General features: G+C 62.2%; 21 protein-coding genes. 10 read left to right on the top strand and 11 right to left on the bottom strand.

Going from position 1 to position 23,179, the window contains the following annotated elements:
* Positions 1-28 precede the first annotated feature (28 nt).
* Positions 29-502 carry an SRPBCC family protein gene (locus AC0L3H_RS15465; RefSeq protein ID WP_473586027.1) on the bottom strand — a complete coding sequence of 158 codons (474 nt, stop codon included), beginning with the start codon at positions 500-502 and terminating at the stop codon, positions 29-31.
* Positions 503-541: 39 nt separating this feature from the next.
* Positions 542-1,411, bottom strand: coding sequence for an SDR family oxidoreductase (locus AC0L3H_RS15460; protein ID WP_473586026.1), 870 nt, complete (start codon positions 1,409-1,411; stop codon positions 542-544).
* 103 nt (positions 1,412-1,514) lie between these two features.
* Here AC0L3H_RS15460 and AC0L3H_RS15455 point away from each other — a divergent pair, with 103 nt between their 5' ends.
* The 3 genes from AC0L3H_RS15455 to AC0L3H_RS15445 all read left to right on the top strand — a co-directional run bounded on the left by AC0L3H_RS15455 (position 1,515) and on the right by AC0L3H_RS15445 (position 6,692).
* Positions 1,515-2,405 (top strand): LysR family transcriptional regulator, encoded by an 891-nt coding sequence (locus tag AC0L3H_RS15455; protein ID WP_091599218.1) that lies wholly within the window; start codon positions 1,515-1,517, stop codon positions 2,403-2,405.
* Positions 2,406-2,799: 394 nt separating this feature from the next.
* On the top strand, positions 2,800-4,629 hold the full coding sequence (locus tag AC0L3H_RS15450; RefSeq protein WP_473492829.1) for an adenylate/guanylate cyclase domain-containing protein: 1,830 nt from the start codon (positions 2,800-2,802) through the stop codon (positions 4,627-4,629).
* Between the two features lie 506 nt (positions 4,630-5,135).
* Positions 5,136-6,692 carry a serine hydrolase gene (locus AC0L3H_RS15445; protein WP_473586025.1) on the top strand — a complete coding sequence of 519 codons (1,557 nt, stop codon included), beginning with the start codon at positions 5,136-5,138 and terminating at the stop codon, positions 6,690-6,692.
* A gap of 356 nt (positions 6,693-7,048) precedes the next feature.
* On the opposite strand, the gene AC0L3H_RS15440 is transcribed toward AC0L3H_RS15445, so the two are convergent.
* The 5 genes from AC0L3H_RS15440 to AC0L3H_RS15420 form a co-directional block, all read right to left on the bottom strand.
* The gene (locus AC0L3H_RS15440) at positions 7,049-7,294 is read right to left on the bottom strand and encodes a MoaD/ThiS family protein (RefSeq protein WP_236391206.1); all 246 of its coding nucleotides are present in this window, start codon (positions 7,292-7,294) and stop codon (positions 7,049-7,051) included.
* Positions 7,282-9,558 (bottom strand): xanthine dehydrogenase family protein molybdopterin-binding subunit, encoded by a 2,277-nt coding sequence (locus tag AC0L3H_RS15435; RefSeq protein ID WP_473586024.1) that lies wholly within the window; start codon positions 9,556-9,558, stop codon positions 7,282-7,284. The genes AC0L3H_RS15440 and AC0L3H_RS15435 overlap by 13 nt, the downstream gene beginning before the upstream one ends.
* A gap of 2 nt (positions 9,559-9,560) precedes the next feature.
* On the bottom strand, positions 9,561-10,037 hold the full coding sequence (locus AC0L3H_RS15430) for a (2Fe-2S)-binding protein (RefSeq protein ID WP_128246968.1): 477 nt from the start codon (positions 10,035-10,037) through the stop codon (positions 9,561-9,563).
* Positions 10,037-10,897 (bottom strand): FAD binding domain-containing protein, encoded by an 861-nt coding sequence (locus AC0L3H_RS15425; RefSeq protein WP_473492834.1) that lies wholly within the window; start codon positions 10,895-10,897, stop codon positions 10,037-10,039. Before AC0L3H_RS15425 ends, AC0L3H_RS15430 begins: the two co-directional genes overlap by 1 nt.
* A gap of 135 nt (positions 10,898-11,032) precedes the next feature.
* On the bottom strand, positions 11,033-11,968 hold the full coding sequence (locus tag AC0L3H_RS15420) for a hypothetical protein (RefSeq protein WP_473586023.1): 936 nt from the start codon (positions 11,966-11,968) through the stop codon (positions 11,033-11,035).
* A gap of 117 nt (positions 11,969-12,085) precedes the next feature.
* On the opposite strand from AC0L3H_RS15420, the gene AC0L3H_RS15415 reads away from it, so the two are divergent.
* Positions 12,086-12,385 carry a hypothetical protein gene (locus AC0L3H_RS15415; RefSeq protein ID WP_236377448.1) on the top strand — a complete coding sequence of 100 codons (300 nt, stop codon included), beginning with the start codon at positions 12,086-12,088 and terminating at the stop codon, positions 12,383-12,385.
* A 70-nt stretch (positions 12,386-12,455) separates the two neighbouring features.
* Here the strand turns inward: AC0L3H_RS15415 and AC0L3H_RS15410 are convergent, their stop codons facing one another.
* Positions 12,456-14,429: a putative bifunctional diguanylate cyclase/phosphodiesterase gene (locus AC0L3H_RS15410; RefSeq protein WP_473586022.1), complete on the bottom strand. Its 1,974-nt coding sequence runs from the start codon at positions 14,427-14,429 to the stop codon at positions 12,456-12,458.
* A 21-nt stretch (positions 14,430-14,450) separates the two neighbouring features.
* Positions 14,451-14,981 (bottom strand): putative pterin-binding protein, encoded by a 531-nt coding sequence (locus AC0L3H_RS15405; protein ID WP_473492839.1) that lies wholly within the window; start codon positions 14,979-14,981, stop codon positions 14,451-14,453.
* 327 nt (positions 14,982-15,308) lie between these two features.
* Here AC0L3H_RS15405 and AC0L3H_RS15400 point away from each other — a divergent pair, with 327 nt between their 5' ends.
* The 3 genes from AC0L3H_RS15400 (at position 15,309) to AC0L3H_RS15390 (ending at position 17,926) form a co-directional block, all read left to right on the top strand.
* The gene (locus tag AC0L3H_RS15400) at positions 15,309-16,181 is read left to right on the top strand and encodes a DMT family transporter (RefSeq protein WP_473492841.1); all 873 of its coding nucleotides are present in this window, start codon (positions 15,309-15,311) and stop codon (positions 16,179-16,181) included.
* 177 nt (positions 16,182-16,358) lie between these two features.
* Positions 16,359-17,099: a 2OG-Fe(II) oxygenase gene (locus tag AC0L3H_RS15395; protein ID WP_473586021.1), complete on the top strand. Its 741-nt coding sequence runs from the start codon at positions 16,359-16,361 to the stop codon at positions 17,097-17,099.
* Positions 17,100-17,731: 632 nt separating this feature from the next.
* The gene (locus AC0L3H_RS15390) at positions 17,732-17,926 is read left to right on the top strand and encodes a hypothetical protein (protein WP_473586020.1); all 195 of its coding nucleotides are present in this window, start codon (positions 17,732-17,734) and stop codon (positions 17,924-17,926) included.
* Positions 17,927-18,184: 258 nt separating this feature from the next.
* Here AC0L3H_RS15390 and AC0L3H_RS15385 read toward each other — a convergent pair whose 3' ends face one another.
* Positions 18,185-18,955, bottom strand: coding sequence for a pseudouridine synthase (locus AC0L3H_RS15385; RefSeq protein ID WP_473492960.1), 771 nt, complete (start codon positions 18,953-18,955; stop codon positions 18,185-18,187).
* Between the two features lie 405 nt (positions 18,956-19,360).
* Positions 19,361-19,576: a hypothetical protein gene (locus AC0L3H_RS15380; protein ID WP_473492845.1), complete on the bottom strand. Its 216-nt coding sequence runs from the start codon at positions 19,574-19,576 to the stop codon at positions 19,361-19,363.
* 272 nt (positions 19,577-19,848) lie between these two features.
* Here AC0L3H_RS15380 and AC0L3H_RS15375 point away from each other — a divergent pair, with 272 nt between their 5' ends.
* The 3 genes from AC0L3H_RS15375 to AC0L3H_RS15365 all read left to right on the top strand — a co-directional run bounded on the left by AC0L3H_RS15375 (position 19,849) and on the right by AC0L3H_RS15365 (position 23,067).
* Positions 19,849-20,112 (top strand): metal-sensing transcriptional repressor, encoded by a 264-nt coding sequence (locus AC0L3H_RS15375; RefSeq protein WP_473492846.1) that lies wholly within the window; start codon positions 19,849-19,851, stop codon positions 20,110-20,112.
* 8 nt (positions 20,113-20,120) lie between these two features.
* A complete protein-coding gene (locus AC0L3H_RS15370) occupies positions 20,121-21,149 on the top strand; it encodes a cation diffusion facilitator family transporter (RefSeq protein ID WP_473492847.1) in 1,029 nt (342 codons plus the stop codon).
* Positions 21,150-21,297: 148 nt separating this feature from the next.
* On the top strand, positions 21,298-23,067 hold the full coding sequence (locus AC0L3H_RS15365; protein ID WP_473586019.1) for a cation:proton antiporter domain-containing protein: 1,770 nt from the start codon (positions 21,298-21,300) through the stop codon (positions 23,065-23,067).
* Positions 23,068-23,179 lie beyond the last annotated feature (112 nt).

The following is a 23,179-nucleotide window of genomic DNA, read 5'->3' as shown; positions in this document are numbered from 1 at the left end:
GCCCTGTTGCTTGTGTTTCTGGCGATGATTAGAGCTTTCCCGCTGCGAGCAGTTCGCGGATCCGCTTCAGCGTCGACAGCAGGGCGGCCTTGTAGCCGTTTTCGCTGGCGAACTGAGCCTGGTCGGCCTGCTCCTCGCGACCGTTTGGCTCTTTGCCGCGCAGGCCAATGTAGCAGTAGAAGCGAAGCTGCAGTGCGCCTTCTCCATCTTCGAACAGTTCGTTGACAATCGCTCCCTCGCGCGGACCGGATGCCTGGAAGAAGGTGACCTTGCTTTCCGGCTCGAGCGTGACGATTTCGCGCAGGTCGTGGCCACCGATCGTGGCCTCACGCACGAAGTGGGTAGCGCTTTCCTCCACAACGTCGCAACGGGTGCAGAGACCCGTGACAAGGAACAAGCGGGCGTCGCGTGCTTTCAGCTCGAGACCTTTCCACACTTGAGCGCGCGTCAATGGGACTTCGCCTTCCGGGTTCACCGGAACTGTGGCAGTTGAATAAATCATGATGACAGTCCTTGTGATCAGACAGAGGCTGCGCTTCCGTCAGGCGGAGGCAGCGGTTTCCGAGGCGAAGGCTCGATATGGGCGCAGTGGACGTCCGAGCAGGGCAGTCAGGCGCTCGACGTCGCCGGCCCCAGGCAGCATCCCGTCGGTGAAGAAGCGCTCGCCCATCAGACGCATGTCGTAGGCCATCCAGGCGGGCACGAACCGCTTGAGATTTTGCTCAAAATCTTCGGTATTGTCGCCGCCGTAGTTGATCGGGCGGGCGAGCACCTCTGACCAGATGGCGGCGATATCTGCCCCAGTCAGTGTCTCTGGACCGACGAGGTTGATCCAGTCGATCGCAAGCGGCTCTGCGGCCTGTTCACGGCGCAGCAGCTCAACGGCGGCGATCTCGGCGATATCACGGACGTCGATCATGGCGAGACCCTTGTCGCCGATCGGCATTGTATAGGTGCCATAGCCGGTGATGACGTCTTTGATCATCAGATCGTTCTGGATGAAGTAAGCTGGGCGCAAGATCGTAGCCTTGAAGTCCATCTGCTCGATCATTCGCTCGACGCCGAACTTGCCAGCGAAATGGGGCACGTTCACGTAGCCGTCAGCGTGGATCACCGACAGATATACGATCCGCTCAATACCGGCCGATCGGGCGACGTTCAGCGCGACCAAAGCTTGTGTGAATTCGTCCGGAACTACGGCGTTCAAAAGGAACAGAGTGGAAACTCCAGACATGGCTTTTCGCAGCGAATCGACATCGAGAAAGTCGCCTTGCACGACGGATACGCCTGCCGGGAAGTTGGCTTTCGACGGATCGCGGACGAGAGCACGTACATCAGCGCCGCGCTTGACAAGGTGTTCGACGACTTGGCGGCCAATATTGCCTGTGGCCCCGGTAACGAGAATGGTCATGAAATTTCTCCTGTTGGGTTGCTTGACACGGCCAATATGTGTGGCTCACTGAGGGTCCAACAGGCTGAAATTTTAGACGCACCGTCTCGCTGGTGGAACACACATGGATCTTCTTGCCCTCGCCGATTTTAATCTCGTTGCCCGCCACGGTGGTTTCGGCAAAGCCGCAAGGGCCACCGGCCGGCCTAAGGCGACCCTGTCCCGGCGCGTTGGAGAATTGGAAAGCAGCCTTGATCTGCGCCTGTTTGAACGGGGTGCGCGTAGCCTGAAGCTCACCGAAGAAGGACGGGCGCTCTTCGAGCGGACAGGGGCGCTGCTTGCCGAACTGGACGAGACGGCTTCGGCGATTGCCTCGGGCGGTCAGAGACCCAGGGGCAGATTACGGATTAGCGCACCTTTGCTTTTTTCTCAGACCGCAATGGGGAGGATTGCTGCGGGGTTTGCCCTTAAATATCCGGAGGTGAGGCTGGAGGTTACGACTGAGGATCGGCCTGTTGACATGATCGAGGAAGGCTACGATCTGGTAATTCGAGTCAATCCAGATCCCGACGAAAGCCTGGTTGGACGGGCGTTTCTCCGCGACCGCCTGGTCGTAGTGGCGAGCCCTGACCTTCCTCGCGCGAGTGGTGGACTCGCCGCTCCTGGCGTCGCGCGCTGGGCGGGCGATCGGCAAACATGGCACGTGAAGACACAAGGTGGCCGGTCAACAATTGCAATCGAGCCTGTCCTCGCTTTGTCGATGCTCATCATGGTCCGGGATGCGGTGCGAGCCGGCGTCGGTGCAGCACGTCTTCCCATTTCGTTGGTGGCCCACGACTTGGCTGACGGCACGCTGGTACTATGGGGGGATATCGACGGCCCCGAGATCGCTCTATGGGCGCTCTACCCATCTCGGCGGCTACTCAGCGCGCGAGTGTCGGCGTTCTTGAATTTTCTAAAACAGGCCTTCCCAAATGGGACGCCGGACGAACTAGCCGCCTATATTGGCAGGTGATGACCGAACCCGCGTTCGGGCGTAGAAAGTCCTATGCAACAAAAAAACGAAAACTGAGAAGCGCTTTGCCAGCGTCATGGATGAACTCACGTCCCATGCCAGCCTGCTTAGCAAAATGTGCTGGAACTATGGCCTGTCTTCCGATGCACTTTGTCAACAGAACCTAGTGGTGAAAGTCTGACGCTTGGTGCCGGTGGACGGCAAGAACCGACCCAAACGAGCCATTCCGGCAGGTAAGCTCGAATGTCTTGAATGTGGTAGAATACGAAATTGGTCAACCGTCGCCGCATCAGCCATCAAAGAACGCGCGGAAAGTAGCGATTTGCTGAGTACTGGTGAGGTCAGTTTCTTATCGGAACAACCAATACTATGATCCGCCGGGGCCAGGCCAACAATGGACCGCAAGCTTGCCGCGATTCTAGCCGCAGATGTAGTGGGCTATTCGACTCTGATGGAGCGCGATGAGGCGGGCACTTTCGAGCGCCTTCGTGCCGGACGCAAGGATCTGTTTGAGCCCGAGATTGCCCGCCATCACGGCCAGATTTTCAAGCTTATGGGCGACGGGATGCTCGCCGAGTTTGGCAGCGTGGTGGACGCCGTGGAATGCGCCGTCTCGCTGCAGCGCGGGCTGGCGGAACGGAACGCCGCCGTTCCCGAGGACCAGCGGATCCGGGTCAGGATCGGGATCAATCTTGGCGAAGTGATCGTCGAGGGCGAGGACCGGTATGGCGAGGGCGTCAATGTCGCGGCCAGGCTCCAGCAGCTGGCCGACCCAGGCGGCATCTGTGTCTCGGCAAAGGTCGCCAGGGAGGTTGAGAGGAAGCTGGCGTTCGGCTTCGAGCCGATGGGCGAGCAGAAGGTGAAGAATATCGCCGAACCGGTGCAGGCCTTCCGCGTCATCCTTGAGGGACAAGCCCCACGCCAACCAACGCGGTCATCGCCTCCGCGCTGGGTTTGGGCAGGAGCAGCGGTGCTCGCCCTTATTCTGGTTTTGGCCGGGACGACCTGGCGGTTCTGGCCGTCGGCGACAGTGAGCGACATGCCGAGGATTGCGGTCCTTCCCTTCGATGACATGAGTGCCGGCGCGGATCAGGGATATCTCAGCGACGCCGTCGCCGAGGGGATCATCACGGAGCTTTCGCGGAGCAAGACTTACGCCGTCATCGCCCGCAACTCGAGTTTCAGATACCGCGACAAGCCCACCGACGCCAGGCAGATCGGAGATGAACTCGGCGTCGACTACCTGCTCGAAGGCAGCCAGCAGAAGATCGGAGACCGGCTGCAAGTGACCGCCCAGTTGCTGAATGCGGATGACGGATCGCATCTGTGGGCTAACACCTACAACCGCGAGATCGGTGACCTCTTCGTCGTCCAGGAGGAGATCATCCGCACGCTTGCGGATCGGGTCGGGCGCAGGATCCAGCGCCCCCTGCCAAAGAGCGACGCCGCGCAGGTCAGCGCGCTCCACTATCACCTGATGGCGATTGCCGAGATGCGCAGCAGTGCTTTCACGGCCGCGGGGAACCAACTGGTGCGGCAACTGAGCCTCAAGGCGATCGAAGCGGATCCAAACGCCCAGTTCGGCTATATCGGGCTGGCCTGGTCCTATCGCCATGATGTGACATTCGGGTGGCACGAGCAGGAACATAACCGGGACGAGGCCTTGAAGCGTGGCGCCGAGTACGCCGACAAGGCAATCCTGCTCGCTCCGGACGATGCCGAGGCACATCATATCCGCGCCCGCATCCATACCGAAGCCGGAGAGATCGAGCAGGCCCTTGCACAGTTCGATCAGGCAATTGCGCTGAATCCGAGCAATTCAAGCATCCTTCACGGCAGTACGGACCCGCTGCTGTATATTGGCCGCATCGACGAAGCGATCGATCGGATCGAGCAAGCCAAGGGCATCGATCCGTTTCACTCTGATTTGCTCCACTGGCAGATGGGCTGGGCGCTCTGGCAAAAGAACGATTGCCGGGCTGCGCTGGCGGCGATGCGGAAGATGTCCAGAATCCCGACAGGCGCACACCGAATGCTTGCGGGGATCCACGCTTGTCTGGGAAACGAGCGGGAGGCAAGGGAAGCGCTTGCGGTTTTCCTCAAAGACTCTCCCGGCCAATCCATCAGCAAAGAACGCAGGAAGTGGGAGAAGATATGGACCGCCCCCGGAAGCCTCGAACGCTGGATCAAGGACATGCGCTTCGCGGGTTTGCCGGAGGAGTGACGGCTGCCCGTGCGCCAGGCTCTCACCGGAACCTCTGGAATGGTCGGTTAGCGACTGAGTGCCAATGTCGGAAATTGGCGCTTCCTGTCAGTTCAGATCGATGATGGCAACGTGAACTTTCCACCCTGAGCTGCCTTACGCGTCGGGTAGCAAGCGTCAGGCTTTCACCACTAGGCGCCGCCTCCGGCGGCTTACCGCCGCGATGCGACCGCGGTTGGCGAATGGATCGCGTCCGACTAGGTCTTGGCGACGATCGTCGACGCGACCTTAACTATTGGTCCGACCGGCTCGACGCCGCTATCGTGCTCTCATCGCTGTTGTCGTTCGGGTTCTTCATGACGGTCGTCGCCGCCGAGCGATGGTCCGTTCGATATTTTTGACCGGTTGGCTTTCGGGGTTGGCCGCTTGGCGTCGCGCAGCGGACTTTGCTGTATCGCGCAGGCGAGGGCTGGCCTTCCCTGCGTCGGCCTGTAGTATGACAGTGCTTGCAGGGGAGGAGCTCGAGCGTGCGGTTGGGTCGGAATTTCCGCCGTTGGGGGACGTTGGCCTTCATCGCCGTCATGGTGCTTTCGCCGCAGGCGGCGTCGGCCGACAGCCTTACGCCCGACCGGATCACTGCCGCCCTGTCGAAGCTCGAACTGCTCGCCGAAGGTGTCGTCGCGGACGGTGCCGTACCCGGTCTCGCCATCGGGGTCGTGCATGGCGACGAGGTGGTCTTTCTCAAGGGGTTCGGGCATCGCGAGGCCGGCAAGCCGGAGACCGTCGACGCCGACACGGTGTTCCAGATTGCCTCCCTCTCCAAGCCGGTCTCGGCAACGATAGTGGCGGCGCTGGTCAGCGAGGGCATCGTTTCCGGGGATGCGAAAATAGTCGATCTCGATCCGACCTTCCGGCTCGCCGAGCCCTATCCGACCAGTGAACTCACGGTACGCGACCTGTTTTCGCACCGCAGCGGGCTTCCCGGCACCGCCGGAGACGACTTTGAGGACATTGGCTACGATCGCGCGGAGATCCTGCGTCGTCTGCGGTTCGTGTCGCCATCGTCGAGCTTTCGCGCCGGCTACTCCTACAGCAATTTCGGACTGACCGAGGGTGCCGTCGCGGCCGCGAAGCCGACGGGCAAGTCCTGCGAGGAGATCGCCGAGGAGAAGCTCCACCGTCCGCTTAAAATGGCCTCGACCAGCTCCCGTCATGCGGACTTCGTCAAGCATGCCAATCGCGCTGCGCTCCACGTCAAGATCGACGGCGTCTGGGCCGCGAAGGTAAAGCGCAATCCGGATGCGCAGGCGCCGGCCGGCGGCGTCAGCTCCACAGCGCGCGATCTTTCGCAATGGGTGCGCCTGGTGCTCGGCAACGGCGTCTATAGCGACGAGACATTCATTAAAGCCGATGCGCTGGACCAGACGCATGTTCCGCTGATGGAACGCGGCCAGAACCCCGTCTCCGGCGGCACGTCTTTCTACGGCCTCGGCTGGAATGTCGAATTCGGCTGTCACGGTCTGAGCTGGGGCCATGCCGGCGCGTTCAGCGTCGGCGCCCGCACCCTGGTGACGCTCTTCCCGGAGGAGAAGCTTGGCATCGTCATCGTCGCCAATGCCTTTTCGACAGGCGTGCCGGAAGGCCTGTCCGAGAGCTTCGCCGATCTCGCCTTTGACGGGACGGTCGAGAAGGACTGGGTCAAGGCATGGGACGATGCCTATGCGAGCCTGTTCGGCCCGGCAATCGCGGCGGCCAAGGCCACCTATGCCGCGCCACCGTCTCCGGCAAGTCCGGCCCGGCCAGCCAGCGCCTGTAAGGGACGTGATTTCAACGACTTCATCGGCGATGCGGTTGTATCTGGTGAGGGCGACGGCCTTGTGCTCAAGGTCGGGCCGGGCGGCGCCCGGTCCTATTCACTGGAGCATTTCGACCGCGACATGTTCCTGACCTTTCCGGACGCCGAGACGCCGGACAGGCCCTCGGCCGTAGGCTTCGACATCGGCCCCGACGGCAAGGCGTCGGCCATGACGATAGAGTTTCTCGACGATAACAATTTCGGCACACTGAAGCGCGTCGGTGATTAGTTCCCCTGCGCCTTCGTCATCCTGGGGCGGAGCAAGGAGCGAAGCGACGCGGCGAAGACCCTGGGATCCATTCCGTTACCTTGGAGCGCTGCTGCGGTGCAGGACCTTTGATCGTGGAGGGACAGCGCCCCCCCTCTGTCCTGCCGGACATCTCCCCCACAAGGGGGGAGATTGGCCTTCACCAATGATTTCGCCAACCACCAACCTTGCAAAAAGGACGCTGTCCGCGAAGCTGCCGATCTCCCCCCAAGTGGGGGAGATGTCCGGCAGGACAGAGGGGGGGCGCGAAGGATCGCTACGGAGCGCTTTTACTCTGAGCCGTTACAGGCTGGGGCTTGGCCGTGAGGTGGTGCCACTCACCCCCCAGCCAGCCGCGGCAGCAGAAAAATCTCCGCCCCCTGCGGCAATTCCTTCGACCAGGTGTCGCGATAGATAACCCCGTCTATGGCGACTGCGATGCCGCGGTCGATGTAGGGCTCGAAGCCGGGATACTGCTCAGCCAGCTTCCTGAACAGCTCCCGAATATCCTTTGCCTCGATCTCGAGCTTGCTCTTGCCTCCGGCGATTGCGCCGAGCGATCCCCAGAGCGTTACTTCGACCATCGGCCTCCCCGTTCCGCCTCGATCGCAGCAAGAATCCGCGGCGGCGACATCGGGATATGCGTCATCCGCACGCCCGCGGCGTTCGACACCGCATTGGCGATTGCCGCCAGCGGCGGCACGATCGAGGTCTCGCCGACGCCCCGCACCCCGTAAGGATGGTTGGGATTGGGGATCTCGAGGATCTGCGTGTCGATCATCGGCAGGTCGGAGCAGACCGGGATGCGGTAGTCGAGGAAGCCGGGGTTCTGCAGCCGCCCGTCCTTGCCGTAGACGTACTCTTCGTTGAGCGCCCAGCCGATGCCTTGCGCAGCACCCCCCTGATACTGCCCCTCGACATAGGTCGGGTGCACCGCCTTGCCGGCATCCTGCACGACCGTGTAGCGCAGCACCCTGGTGGCGCCGGTCTCCGGATCGACCTCGATATCGCAGATATGGGTGGCGAAGGAGACGCCGGCGCCGTCGGCGACGAGCTCGCTGTGGCCGGCGATCGGCCCGCCTGTCTTTCCTGACCCGGCCGCGATCTCCTTCAGAGACAGCGCCGCAAGGTTGCCGTACTTCTCGCCTTTGGCGATGGCGTGGCCCTTTTCCCAGACCACGTCGTCGACGGGAACATCCCACATCTGCGCGGCGCGTTCCCGCAGGATCTTGATGGCGTTGCGGGCGGCCGAGATCGTCGCCATCGAGGAGGAGAAGGTACCGCGGCTGCCGTCCGTCATGTCGTTGTAGCCAAGGCTGGAGGTGTCGGCGACCACCGCCTTGACCTGCTCATAGGCGATGCCGAGTTCCTCCGCCGCCACCAGCGACAGCGACGCGCGGGAACCACCCACATCGACCGTGCCGACGGCAAGCGAGACCGAGCCGTCCATGCCGATGTTGAGGTCGGTGCAGGTCTGGCCGCCGAAGTTGAACCAGAAGCCGCAAGCCATGCCGCGGCCCTGGTTCTTGCCCAGCGGCGCCTGCATGTGCGGATGGTTCTTCGCCGCCTCCAGCGTCGGGCCGATGCCGATCGGGCCGTAAACCGGGCCGTAGGACGATCGGGTGCCTTCCTGGGCGGCGTTCCTGATCCGGAACTCGACCGGATCCATGCCGATCTCCTTGGCCAGCTCGTCGACGGCACTTTCCACTGCAAACGCCGCCATCGGCGCCGATGGCGCGCGATAGGCCGCCGTCTTTGGCCGGTTGACCAGCACTTCGTAGCCGACCGTCCTGACGTTAGCGAGATTGTAGCAGGCGAACGCGGTCATGGCGCCGAGCTCGGCCCACATGCCGGCATAGGGGCCGCAGGAATAGCGCAGCGTCGCCTCGGCCGCGGTGATCGTGCCGTCCTTGCGGGCGCCGATCTTGACGTCGATCGAGGTGGCACTGGTCGGCCCGGAGGCGCGGAACACCTCGTCGCGCGTCATCACCAGCTTGACCGGCCGGCCGGCCTTGCGCGACAGCGCCAGCGCCACCGGCTCGGCCCAGACGTGGGTCTTGCCGCCGAAACCGCCGCCGATCTCCGACGAGGTGACGCGCAGCTTGGAGGCTTCCATGCCAAGCAGCTGAGCGCAGTGCTGGCGGTAGACGAAATGGCCTTGCGTGCAGACCCAGAGGTCGGCGGTGCCGTCGGAACTGACGCTCGCCACGCAGGCATGCGGCTCGATATAGCCCTGGTGCGTCTGCTCGGTCTTGAAGGAGCGTTCGACGACGTAATCGGCCTGGCCAAATCCCTCATGGATGTCGCCATGGCCGTACTGGCTGCGTTTGGTGACGTTGGACGGCTTGACGGGCTTTTGCTCAAGGCCCTCGGTGAAGATGGTGTCGTCGAGCACGGGCGCCGAGTGCTTCATTGCCTCGTCGACATCGGTCACATGCGGCAGCACTTCATAGTCGACCTCGATCAGCTTCAGCGCCTGCCTTGCCGTGCGGGCGTCGACCGCGGCGACCGCGGCCACCGCATGGCCGTCATAGAGCGCCTTCTTGCGCGCCATGCAGTTGTCGAGGATGTCGTACAGGGCGGCATCGCCGTCGGTGAGGTCGGGCAGGTCGGCCGCGGTGATCACCGCCTTCACGCCGTTGAGCTTCTCCGCCTTAGAGGTGTCGATCTTCCTGATCGTGGCGTGCGCGTGCGGGCTTCTCAGGACACGCCCGACCAACTGGCCGGCCATGTTGAAATCCGCGCCATAGCGCGCGCGGCCCGTTACCTTGTCGACGCCGTCGGGGCGGATGGGACGCGTGCCGACGGAGGCGAAATTGCGTCCGGAATAGCGCGGATCGAAGTTCATCGTCAGGCTCCCTTCATCACGCTTGCGGCGTCCTGAACGGCGCGCACGATCTTGTCATAGCCGGTGCAGCGGCAGAGGTTCCCGGCGAGGCCGAAGCGGATTTCCTCCTCGGTCGGGTCGGGGTTCTTGGCCAGCAGGTCTTTCGCCGCGATCAGGAAGCCCGGCGTGCAGACGCCGCATTGCAGCGCTGCGTGTTCGAGGAACTTCTGCTGCAGCGGATGCAGCCTGTCGCCGTGCGCCATGCCCTCGATGGTCTCGACGCGCCGGCCCTCGGTCTCCGCGCCAAGCACCAGGCACGAGCACACCAGCCGGTCGTCGAGGATGATGCTACAGGCGCCGCAGTCGCCGGTGCCGCAGCCTTCCTTGGCGCCGGTCAGCCCGAGGCGGTCGCGCAGCACGTCGAGCAGCGTCTCGTCCGGGTGGCAAAGGTACTCGACATTGTCGCCGTTGATCGTCGTTGAGACTGCAATTGCGGCCATCACTTGCCTCCTGTACGCGCATAGGCGGTCGTGGCGGCCCGCCTGGCCAGCACACCCGCAACTTTTCTTCTGAACTCGACCGTGCCCCGCTTGTCGTCGATGGGGCGGCAGGCCCCCGAGCAGACCTTGGCGAGCCGCTCAAGTGCTGCTTCGTCAAGTTTCCTGCCGATGAGGGCCTCGGCCGCCTCTTCCACCAGCAGCACCGTCGGCGCCACGGCACCCAGCGCCACGCGGGCCGATTTGACGACACCTTGCTCGTCGAGCGTCAGGTTCACCCCGGCGCTGACCACGGCGATGTCCATCTCCGTGCGTGGAATGAAACGCAGATAGGCATCGCCGGAGCGCGGCGCGCGCCTGTCGAGCAGGATCGCCTCGATGATTTCTCCCTTGGCGAGCGACGTCTTGCCAGGCCCGGTCGGGACTGCCTCCACCGCGACCGTGCGCCTGCCTTCTGGCCCGACAATCGATGCCCTGGCGCCGGCTGCCACCAGCGCCGGCACGCTGTCGGCGGCCGGCGAGGCGTTGCAAAGATTGCCGACGATCGTGCAGCGACCCTGCACCTGTTTCGAGCCAATCAGCTTGGCCGCTTCGACGACGCCCGGCCATTCCCTGTTCAAGGCCGCGCTCTCTCCCATCAGGGCGCAGGACACCGCGGCACCGATGCTGAAGCCTTCCGCCGTTTCCCTGATCTCGCCCAGTCCGTCGATTGCCTTGATGTCGACGATCAGGTCGGGCTCGATAAAGCCGCCTTTCATTCTCACCAGGAGGTCGCTGCCTCCGGCGAGAATGGCGGCGGTGCCGGGCGAGCCGGCCAACTGGCCAACGGCATCTTCCATTGAAAGCGGACGTATGTAGCGCATCGTCTCCCCTTGATCATCGCAATTCTGTCGGCCCGTTATAGAGCCTTGGATCGGAATGGTCATCCGGTTCTGCATGAGCAGCGATTAGGCCAGGCCGCGGCGGGGCGGCGGGCCGCTTGCCGGCGCGTTCTCAACTCAGGGCGCCGGGTTGAACTGGAGCAATTTGAAACAATCGCCGCTTCCCGACTTCAACTGCGTCAGGAAGCGTTTCGACCGATCGATCCATTCCTGGTGCGACCTGGCATCGGCCTCGATCTCGTCGACCGGTCCAAGCTTGACGAAGCTGCGCCCCTCGCTGAAAAGCCAGCACGCACGGCCGAGAAGTCTCCTGCTGCGCTGGCGCAAGAGATCGGCATCATAAAAGATGTGGAGCACCTCCTGCTTGATCTTTGCCTCCTTTTCAGGATTTGCGATCGCAACCGCGATCGAGTCTCCGCCGATCGCATCCTGCAGGTCCTTGTAGTCGAGGGCGAGCTGAGTGGTGGCATATTTGATCTCGCTCTCATCCTGGACGATGTTGAACCACAGCGCGGGATTGAGTTCGTTGACGACGAACGATGCTTCGAAATCGCGCGATAGGTTCAGGATCTCGAACGCTTGAACTTCAACGTCGCGCTCAACCAGAAGGATCTCGGCGACCTGCTTGCCGAGTTCCGCCCCGTGGGCGCTGATCGCGGCATTCGTTCCACCGAGTTCCGGGCTGATATAAGGACCGCCATCATCGAGCAGCGCATCGAATTCGCCAAGGTATTCGACGACGGCGGCGCCGCGAGCAATGCGCGCGGCCAGTTTGGCAAGAACCAGCTGGAGCTCCGTTTCGCGTTTGCGCTGATCCTGATAATTCTGCTGAAAAAAGAAGATGAACAGAGAAACGCCAATTCCGATCAGGATGACCCCGAGCTGGGAAAAGATGTTGCGATAATATTCCAGCAGCTTTTCACGATGGCGCATGTCGTGGCGCACGCTGTGCGCCACACGAGCATTGACGATCAGCGAAAGGATCAGCAGCCCAGCACCGATCAGGATGAGGCCACCGATGAGGAAATAGCCTTGGCCTGAACTGAAATCCATTCTTTTGCCCGCGTCCTTTAAGCCCGAGACCGCGCAGACTAATCCCATTCCGTTTCAACGCCTACGGGCACCTCCCAAAGCGCGCGCTCGCCTAATACTTTAGTTGTAATCTGTCGCGTGTTTGATATCGTCACGGCGGGAGGAATTCAGATGGCCGTGGAGTGCAAATCCGCGCCCTATATGGGCGTCTTTTCAACCATTGAACTGGATCTCTTGAGGGGTGTGGTTCGGGAAATTTTGCGGTCTGGCGAAGCGGAGCTCGACAACGAGGACGCCGAAATGATCGCGCGCGTGGTCATCGCAACCTACAAGGACGGCGCCTCGGGTCGCGAGGAATTGGTTGAAGCCGCCCGGATTGCCGCCAGGCGCTGCGCTCTCGACCATTTTTACGATCGAGCAGTAGGCTTGTTCGCATAGGATTTCGCATCTGGAGGCCGGCCGGCAGCAACGCTTTCAGGCTCAGGACCACATCCTCTGTGCAAACGCTCTACGCAGACAGGCCCAGCCTGAACTTGTCCGTATCTTTCATCCTGCCTCGCCTCGCAGCCAGGTGGTTCGTCAGCCGATTTTCTTCGATCGGTTGGGACAGGAAAAACCCCTGAGCGCTGTGACAACGCTCGGCAATCAGGAAATCGAGCTGCGCTTCGTTTTCCACCCCCTCTGCCAGAACGGTCAAGCCGAGGGAATTGGCCAGTGCTATAATGCCTCGAACGACGTTCTGTTTTTTCTTCGACGCTTCCAGACCGCCCAAGAACGATCGGTCGATCTTCAGCCGATCGAGGTTGAAATCGGCAAGGTAGCCGAAGCTTGAATAGCCGGATCCAAAATCGTCGAGTGCCAGACCGACGCCGATATTTCGAATTTCCGTCAGCATGTTCAAAGCGTTTCGGCTGTTCTGGATAAGCACCCCCTCCGTTATTTCCAGTTGCAGGCGCGAGGGCGGCAGTCCTGTTTGTTGCAGCACCAGAACAAGGTGGGCGAAGTACGCATCGTTCTGAAGGCTTTTGCCCGAAAGATTGACCGAGCAAACGAAATCATCGGCAGATAGTGGCGCCCATCGAGCTGCCTGCAGGCAAGCCTTGCTCAGCACAACCTTGTCGACTTCCAGTATCAGGTCGCTTCGTTCGGCAATTGGAATGAATGACATCGGCAGACGAATCGCTCCCGAAGTGGGATCGCGCCAGCGCACAAGCGCCTCGGCGCCGATCATGCGGCCGGTTGCCAGCTCGAACTGCGGTTGCCAAACCAGAAAGAACTCGTCGCAGTTAAGCGCACGCTTGATCCCAGCTTCTTCGCCGAGCTGCATATCGAACTGATTGAGGATTGCAGGCGAGAACGTCACGAAGCCAGAGCGTCCTTCGGCTTTGGCGACATAAAGAGCGCTGTCCGCGTTGCGCAACAGGGTGGAAATATCCGAACCATGTTCGGGGAAACACGCCATGCCGATACTGGCTCCCATCCGCACGTGGTGGCCCGCGAGTTCGGCAAACCGGTTCAATTGCTCGCGAAGCCGATCGCCGAGCGCATCGGCTGCCGCGTGCCGGTCCCCGATCGCCATGACGGCGAACTCGTCACCGCCCAAACGGATGGCGACAACTTCGTCGGGCCGTTCGACCGATTGCAGGATTTCGGCGACGGCTTTCAGCAGCAGATCACCGATGTGATGACCGAACGTATCGTTCACGCCCTTGAAATGATCCAAATCTATCAGGAAAAGGCGGAGTTGCTTGCCGGCCAGCCTTGCCCGGTCCAGCATCACGTCCCTGTTGGCTGACATCCAGGCACGGTTCTTCAATTCCGTCGTCGCGTCGCGCCAGGCCAGAAACTCCAGTTTCCTTATCGTTTCCCGACGGCCGATGAGCAATACGGCAGTTCCGATCGCCAGCAGCGACAAGACCGCCAGAGCGAATGCAATCTGGTAGTTGAATCTCTTCAGGCTTTTTTCCGCCGAATAGAGATCTACGTTGATCTCATCTCCATATTTGTAATATTCGTCGTTCATCCTCGCTACGAGATGCTCGAGTTCCAGCCCCATTTCTTTCAATATATTTTCATCGAGAGGCGGCCCGGCCGCAATCATGGCATCAAGCCGTGTCACCGCGTCAACGACACGCGGAACGATACTTGCGTAGGCGGGAATCTCGCTCGCTGTCCCGGTGCCGTCGATCCGCTTGAAACGGATGTAGACCAGGTCGTTCGCCGCCGATAACTGCTCAAGGCTGTCTGCTGAGCCGGGGGCTGCCTGGGCGAGCGATGTCATGTCTTTGAGGTGGGTTACATCGCGTATTGCAATGTGGAACTCGCGGATGGCGAAAAAGCCGAACCGCGGCAGCGAATATTCGATCTTGCTGAGGCTGAGAAACAGTACGGTGATCAGGACGGCAGAGCTGGCTGCTGCAGCCGCAATGGCGGTCCCGTAGGTGATGGGAACGCGCCAGCCTCTCGATCCAAAGCGTGCCATTCGAGCCACGCCGGAACTCGATCAGCCGCCAGGCTCGAGCGTCTTGATCAGCCAGACCCACCGTGGTTTGTGGATTGGCGTATCGAAGGCCGGGTGGTCGTTGAGCGGATAGACCAGCCGGGTCGGACCTTGCGTGCGTCGGGTCAGCAATTTTCCGTCCTGGCGGGTGGCAAGCAGGAGAGGACCTTCCGTCCAATCTTGGCGCGGAATTATCTGCACATATTCGTCCACCGCCCGCAGAACAACGGAATCCTCGCCTTCCAATCCAACGAGCTTGAGCACATCGCGGAACAGGACGCCTTCAAATGTAAGCTGCCCCTTTTCAAATGGACTTGCGGTGGTGACCCGGTAGAGACCGAGCTTTTCCAGCTGTCGCAACGTGACTGGGACCGACTTGCCGTTGTTCTGAACATTGAAGGCCACAGTGTCTGGCGATTCCGGGCGATCAACGGGCTCCAACGCCCCGGCCGGCAGGATGCAAAACGCCAGGACTGCCAGCATGATCAGACTGCGCTTAAGCGATGAACGTCCTGTGTTGAGCAAGGATGACATGCGCAATCCTTTTCTTGTCGATGGGCCAGCACCCAGCCGTCGCCTGACCTTCATTCGGGCAGGCGGGTTTAACATTGCCATGAATGTCTGATTTTTCCGTTAGCCCTGTTCGGCCTGGAAGAGTCGCGCAACGGCGAAACTGCCGATCTCCCCCCTCGTGGGGGAGATGCCAAGTGGGGGCAAAGAGGGCAGGCCAGAGGGGGCGTGAAGGATCGCGGCCTCGCTCCAGCCTGGGTTCCTCGCCACCACAGCTCGATGCCAGCGCGTAGGCGATCCGTAAACGGGCATCTGCCAGCCTTCCCTCGACATCCAAGCGAGGGGAGGCCGATGTCGAAGCTCCATGCCAACCTTGTTGTTCTGTTTGCCGCAGCTCTGTGGGGCTTCGGCAATGTCCCGCAAAAGACTATTCTCGACCATCTCGACCCGTTGAGCGCGGTCGGCATGCGCTGCCTGATCGGCGGGCTTATGGTCCTGCCGCTGATCGCCACCGAACCCCGACAGCCGGCAGGCGGCCTCTATCGCGCCAGCCTGGCAAGGGTAAGCGCGTTGTTTGCGGTCGCGGTCGTTTTTCAGCAGATCGGCTATCTCGGCACGTCAGTGACCAATGCCAGCTTTCTGGTCAGCACGTCGACGGTGATGACGCCGATTGCGGCGCGGCTGCTGATCGGCGAGCGATTGACAACGACCGTTGGGCTCGCCGCCGGCCTGTCGGTGGTCGGCGCGCTGCTCCTGTCCGGCGGCATCGCGAGCTTCAACCGCGGCGATGCGGCGATCATGCTGTCGGCGGTCTGCTTTGCGCTGTGGATGGTCGAACTCGGCCGCCATGCGCAAACCTACGGACGTCCGTTCACCGCCATGGCGACGCAATGCCTCGGCGCGGCGGTGGTCACCCTGCCGTTCGGCCTGTTGCACGGCAATCTGTCGCCTGCCACCGTGATCGACGCCTGGCCGCAATTGCTTGTGCTTGGCGTGTTCTCGACCGCCGTCGGCTTCAGCATCCAGACCGTCGCCCAGCGCTTCACCTCGGCCAGTCACGCGGCGGTGATGCTTAGCGCCGAAAGTGGGTTCGGCGCGTTGGGTGCCGCGCTTTTCATGGGCGAGCGGACGTCGTCGGCAGGCGTGCTCGGCGCGACGATCATGCTCGGCGCCGTCCTCTACCTCGCCACGTCCGGCGGCAAAACTGCCAAAGCCGGCGCCTGAGGAACCCGAACCGGTGCCTCGCTGGAGGCATTGAAATCGCTAGTCAAACAGGCCTGGGCGGGGGGCGCGGGTGACGCTTCGCTCTGTGCAACACCCCTTGGCAGGAAACGGGTGGTTTGCACGCGCCGATTCACCCATCTGATTGCAGAAGCCGATGAAGCCAGAGGAGGCAGAGCCATGACCATACACACGGTTCCAGAAGCAGCGGTCCGATCGGCGGAAGCGCGCGTCGCCGGATATGACTGGCAGGCACTGGCCGAGGAGATGAGCGGCTATGGCTGCGCGGTGATGGAAAAGCTGCTGACACAGCAAGAATGCCGGGAGATCGCCGGGCTCTATCCCGACGAAGGCCATTTCCGCAGCCATGTCCACATGGCGCGGCACGGCTTCGGCAAGGGCGAGTACCGCTACTTCCGCTATCCCTTGCCAGAACTGATCGGCGGCTTGCGCACCGCACTCTATCCGCGCCTTGCCGCCGTCGCCAACGACTGGAACGAGCGCATGGGCATCGCCCAGCGCTACCCGGACGAACACGCCGCGTTCCTCAAGCAATGCCACGAGCAGGGCCAAACGCGGCCGACGCCGCTCCTGCTCCAGTATGGCCTTGGCGACTTCAACTGCCTGCATCAGGATCTCTACGGCGATCTTGCCTTCCCGCTGCAGGTGGCAATCCTGCTATCGGAACCGGATAAGGATTTCACCGGCGGCGAGTTCGTGCTGACCGAACAGCGCCCGCGCATGCAGAGCCGCGCCGAGGTGGTGCCGCTGCGCCAGGGCGATGCAGTCGCCTTCGCGGTCCACAATCGTCCGGTGCAGGGCAGCAAAGGCAGTTACCGCGTCAATCTCAGGCACGGCGTCAGCCGGCTTCGCTCCGGCCTGCGCCATACCGTCGGCATTATCTTCCACGACGCGAAATAGGGCTGTCCCTGCGTGGAGGCGACCAGCAACTTCGTGCCAAGGGGATCAGTTGTCGGAGTCGGCGCCGCCCCTCATCGCCCTGCCGGGCACTTCTCCCCGTGTGACGGGGAGAAGGGACTGGTCGCACCGTGGCGGATATTCTGCAACGCTGGTGATTGGCGAAACCATCGATGAGAGCGCCTCACTGTACGGGGAGAGGGTGCCGGCAGGCAGGTGAGGGGCAGCGCAAAGCTGAAGCGATTGGCTGCCGAACAATTCTTCAGGCAACCGCGGCAATCGCGGAAAAATAAAAATCTCGCCCACAAAGATCTTTGTCATCCAATCGTTAACCAAGGTTTATACGGTGAGCGGTGTTGTTTCTCTGCCGACGTTCGTTCGCCGGGCGGATGACTGTTGATATCTGCCAAGACTAAAAACTAGCTATTTGTTCGCGCGTCGGGGATCGCCATGATGTTTCCAGCAGGCTTTGCGTCACTCCGGCGCAAATCGGCGAAGATCAGCGGCTCGAGCAATACTGGGCAGGGCAGGGGCCCGTCGCAAACTGACCGGAAGAACCAGGCTGCTGCTTGGCACAGCACCTGAACTGAAATTCATATCGCGCCGTGATGGCGGCTTGTTGGGGACTGCGTGACATGGACATCGATATCTTCAAGGACATCCTCGTGCCGGTGATCGGCGGGTTGGGCATCTTCATGCTCGGGCTCGACTTCATCGCCAACGGCATCCAGGCGGGCACGCAAGGAATCCAGGCCGCACGCGCTGGGCGATCCCGGCCTCAGCCCGGTCCCGGCCGAGTAGCGGGGCGGGACATAGCGCGTTCGCATTAGAGGCGACGAATTATCGAAGTCGGCGCCGCCCCTCGTCGCCCTGCCGGGCACTTCTCCCCGTATAGTGACGGGGAGAAGTGGCTGGCGGCGACCTAGGTGAATATTCTGCAACGCTGGTGATTGGCGAAACCGGCGAAGAGAGTGCCCTCTCCCCGTCACTATACGGGGAGAGGATGCCGGCAGGCAGGTGAGGGGCAGCGCCAACCTGAAGCAATGGGCTTGCCGTTCCGCTTTGCCGGGTCGCTTCGGCGCCTTCGCTCAGCCTTGAAACAGCGCCAGTTCTTCGGCCGTGAGGTGGCGGGCCTTGCCCTTGGCGAGGTCGCCGAGCCGCAAGCGGCCGATCGCCACCCGCACCAAGCGAAGCACCTCGACATCGTGCGCGCCGAGCAGCCGGCGGATGTGGCGGTTGCGGCCCTCGTCGAGGGTGACTTCCAGCCAGGCGGTGCTGGCGCCGCTGCGCAGGATGTCGATCGACCGCGCCGTCAAATCTTCGCCATCGACCGTGGCGCCGGCGCGCAACCGCGCCAGCAGGGCCGCGTCGGGCAGGGCGCCGATCTGCACATGATAGATCTTGGCGACGTGCGAAGCGGGGTCGAGCAGGCGCTGGGCGAAGCGGGTGTCGTTGGTCATCAAGAGCAGGCCTTCGCTGGCCTTGTCGAGGCGGCCGACCGGCGACACGAAGGGCAGGTCGAGTTCTGCCAGGCAGTCGTAGACGGTGCCGCGGTCCTGCGGGTCGTTGCGGGTGGTGACCAGGCCGCGCGGCTTGTTGATCATCAGATAGACCTTGCGCGAGGCGACGACGCGGCTGCCGTCGACCTCGATGCGGTCGCGGCCGGGATCGACGCGCAGCGCGCCGTTGCGCACGATTTTGCCGGCGACCCGGACGCGCCCTTCGGCGACCAGAATTTCCGCCTGCTTGCGCGAGCACAGGCCAAGCTTTGAAAGGGCACGGCAAAGGCTGACGCCTGGCAGACTGGCTCCGGCGCTAGGCGAGGGGCGTGGCCAGCCGGCGTTCGGCCGTGGCGCCATAGTTTTGCGTGATCGTTCCGGCAAGTCAGGTCTTCCCCGCCACCTGAGGTGAATATTTGCTAACAGAAAGCCGCCGGGGTGGATATCTGGATTTCTCGAGTGGAGTATCCGGACGTGTGAGCTGCGGCCCTCCGTTGCGACAGGTCGCCTCCGGACATCATGGCAAAGTTGGCGGGACAGCGCCCCCTCTGTCCTGCCGGACATCTCCCCCACAAGGTGGGAGATCGGCCGTTATCTCTGGTTCCGCCAATCGCCCAACTTTGAAAAGGGGCGCGGTTGGCAAAGCTGCCGATCTCCCTCCTTGTGGGGGAGATGTCCGGCAGGACAGAGGGGGGCGCCGTAGAGCGCCAACATTTCGAGCCTCGCACGCGCCCCGACGCTGATCGCCCGGGGGCGCCACGATCGTCAGTTTGCCCTGGGCTCGTCCTCGACGACGAAAGATGCGGCAATCAGGTCGTCGGCATCGATCCGCAGGGAGCCTTCATCTCCTCCCATGACAGCGGCTACCTTCTGAAAAATTTTCATCTCGTGCTCGGTAATCCGGGCGCTCCGCATCCTGGCCTTGAGATCAGCGATGCGCAGCCCCAATGTTTGGGACGTTCCAATTTCACGGTTCGACATGACAACATGCTCCTCCCCAACCCACGCTTTTTTGCCTCCCCGCCGGTATTCGCCCGTCGCCTACGATGTTTGCCCAGACATAGGGGCATCGCGAATACAGCGCCCCGAACGCTGGTGCGAGGGGAAGGTTCCAGCGCAATACGGTCACGAAATAATACGGGCCGCCGCCGCCCGCAGGAGGCAGCTGGCCGTCCTTCTCCGATTTGTGATGGACTCAAGGTGGGCTCAAGCAAGATTTGACTACATCCTCCCCGGGAGGATACAAAACAGGCATGTCCGAAGGCATCCACCGTTCGCATCCGGCTATCGTGAAGCGTCTGAAGCGCGCGCAAGGCCATCTTGCGGCGGTGCTGTCGATGTTCGAGGCGCATCGTCCTTGCGTTGACCTGGCGCAGCAGCTCCACGCCGTGGAGAGCGCCATCAGCAGTGCAAAGCGCGAACTGATCCACGATCATATCGAGCATTGCCTGACGGACTCCGCGGAAGCCGGCGGCAACTCGCTGGCGGAACTCAAGGAACTGGCGAAATATTTGTGAGCTGTCAAATGCCTGTGCTCGGCGCGCGCATCCTCGACTGGTTCGGGTTCGGGCCGCGCGATCACGCCGCGCATGGTCATGGCCATCACGATCATGTGAGCGGGTCGCATAGCCACGGGGTCATCGATACGACCATTGCCACGACCGACCGCGGCATATGGGCGATAAAATGGTCGTTCGTCATCCTGGCAATCACCGCGGCGATGCAGATGGTCGTGGTCGCGCTGTCGGGCAGCGTGGCGCTGCTGGCCGACACGGTCCACAACATCGGTGACGCCACCACCGCCATTCCGCTGTGGATCGCCTTCCTGCTGGCCCGGCGCAAGCCGTCGCCGATCTTCACCTACGGCCTGGGCCGGGTCGAGGACCTGGCCGGGATGATCATCGTCGGGATCATCCTGTTCAGCGCCATCGTCGCCGGTTACCAGGCCATCGACCGTTTGATCAATCCACGCGTGGTGACGCATCTGGGCTGGCTGGCGGCGGCGGGCATTGTCGGCTTTCTCGGCAATGAGGCCGTCGCGGTGTTCCGCATCCGCGTCGGCCGCGAAATCAACAGCGCCGCACTGATTGCCGACGGCTACCACGCCCGCACCGACGGCCTGACCAGCCTTGCCGTGGTCCTCGGAGCGTTCGGCGTCTGGCTCGGTTTTGCGCTGGCCGACCCGATTGTCGGCCTGCTCATCACGCTTGCGATCTTCGGCATCGTCTGGCAGTCGGCGCGCTCGGTGCTGACCCGCATGCTCGATGGTATAGATCCTGAAGTCATCGGCGACATCGACCATGCCGCCGCGCATGTGCCGCAGGCGCGCATTGTCGATGCCAAGGCGCGGTGGATCGGTCACAGGCTGCACGCCGACATTGCCATCGCCGTCGAAGAAAGCCTGCCGGTCAGCGAAGCGCAGAAGATCACCGCAGCGCTGGAACACGAGTTGTTCGAGCACATGCCGGCGCTTGCGGCGGCGAATATTAGATTGGCGAACGCGGTTGCCGATCATCGCCACGGACATCCGCACGGCGAGCACGACAGCCACTAACGGTCGCTCCGACCGGCGCGTTTCCGTTCGCCGCGCGAAAGATGTTGAGACCGCCGCGTCTTAGTCCATTATCCCCGGGTCCATTATCTCTGGCTCGCGCAACGCTTGACCCGAGCGCCAAGCGTGGCCGGAAACCTGGATTGGGAAGATGCCCCAGGCGCCACTTATCGCAACCCTTGTCGCCGGCCTCGGACTCGCCTTCATCCTCGGCACGTTGGCGAACCGACTTCGGCTGTCGCCGCTGGTCGGCTACCTCGTGGCTGGTGTCTTGATTGGCCCGTTCACGCCCGGCTTCGTTGCCGACCAGGCGCTGGCGCGCCAACTCGCCGAGCTCGGCGTGATCCTGCTGATGTTTGGCATAGGGCTGCATTTTTCGCTGAACGATCTGCTGTCGGCAAGAAAGATCGCGATTCCCGGCGCTGTCGGTCAAATGGCTCTGGTGACCATGCTCGGGCTCCTCGTGACGCAGGCGATCGGCTGGCCGATCGGAGCCGGAGTGGTGTTTGGACTGGCCCTGTCGGTTGCAAGCACAGTCGTGGTCCTACGGGCGCTGCAGGAAATGCGGCAGCTCGAAACCGATGGCGGACGCATCGCAGTCGGCTGGCTGGTCGTAGAGGACCTCGCCATGATCCTCGCGCTCGTGCTGTTGCCGGCCTTCGCAGGCGTGCTCGGTGGCAATTTCAACAGGCCAAACCTTGACGGCAATGACCTGGTCACATTGTTTGAGCCGCAGACCATCTGGAGCGCGCTCGGGCTGACGCTGGGCAAATTGGCGGCTTTCTTCGCGATCATGGTTGTCGTCGGGCGACGTGTCATTCCGCCGATCCTTCACTACGTTGCTCACACTGGCTCGCGAGAGCTTTTCCGTTTGGCCGTGCTGGCGATCGCCCTTGGTGTCGCTTTCGGGGCAGCCGAGCTGTTCGGCGTCTCGTTTGCTCTTGGCGCGTTTTTCGCAGGAATGATCCTTGCCGAATCCCAGTTGAGCCAAAGGGCCGCTCAGGAAACGCTGCCGCTGCGCGACGCATTCGCCGTGCTTTTCTTCGTCTCCGTCGGCATGCTGTTCAACCCGATGATCCTGGTCGAGCAGCCGCTGCTCGTCGGCGTGACATTTTTGATCATCGTCATCGGCAATGCCACGGCCGCATCGGCCATCGCATTGATGTTCGGCTATCCGTCCCACGTGGCCCTGACACTCGGCCTGAGCCTGGCACAAATCGGCGAGTTCTCCTTCATCCTGGCGGGACTGGGTGTCGACCTCGCGCTTCTTCCAGAGGCTGGACGTGACCTGGTGCTTGCTGGAGCCATCCTTTCGATCCTCGTCAACCCGCTGCTGTTTGCGGCGTTGGATCGACTGACGCCGTGGCTGAAAGCACGAGAGCGAACCATCGCCACGCAAGAAGGCAGAGCCGAAATCCCCGAACTCGCGGCTTCCAGCCTGACAGACCACGCGGTGCTTGTCGGCCATGGACGGGTCGGAAGCCTGGTCGCGGAGACGTTGCAAAAGGCAAGGCAGCCTTACCTGGTGATCGAGGAACGACAAGCGATAGTAGAACGGCTGCGCGCCCGCGGCGTTGATGTCATTGCGGGAAATGTCACCCAGCCGGGCCTGCTTGAGGCGGCCAACGTTGCCTCAGCCCGGTGGTTGATCAGCGCCATTCCTAATCCGTTCGAGAGCGGCAATCTCATCGAGCAAGCCCATGCCATCAATCCAAAGCTCGAGATCATCGCCCGCGCGCATTCCGATGCCGAAGTGGATTACCTCAAGAAGTTCGGCGCCGACCTGATCATCATGGGCGAGCGGGAGATCGCGCGCGGCATCTCGGATCACATTCTGAGCCGGATCGATGCCCCAGCCGCCCCGGTCGCAGACCAGAGCCAAAACGCGCGCCAGGTCGACTCAAAACCGATGGCCGGGTGATGGCGGCAGGTGCGCGAACAGCATCTCCAGCTTCTTCCGCTGATAGCGTGAGGTCTGGCAGGCGTCGGTCTTTGAAGCAACGCCGGGTTTCGGCACCTGCAATCACGCCCGG

It is taken from the genome of Mesorhizobium sp. WSM4816, assembly GCF_055811535.1.
The sequence above is the reverse complement of the archived record's forward strand: the minus strand, read 5'-3'. Positions and strand labels throughout refer to the sequence as shown.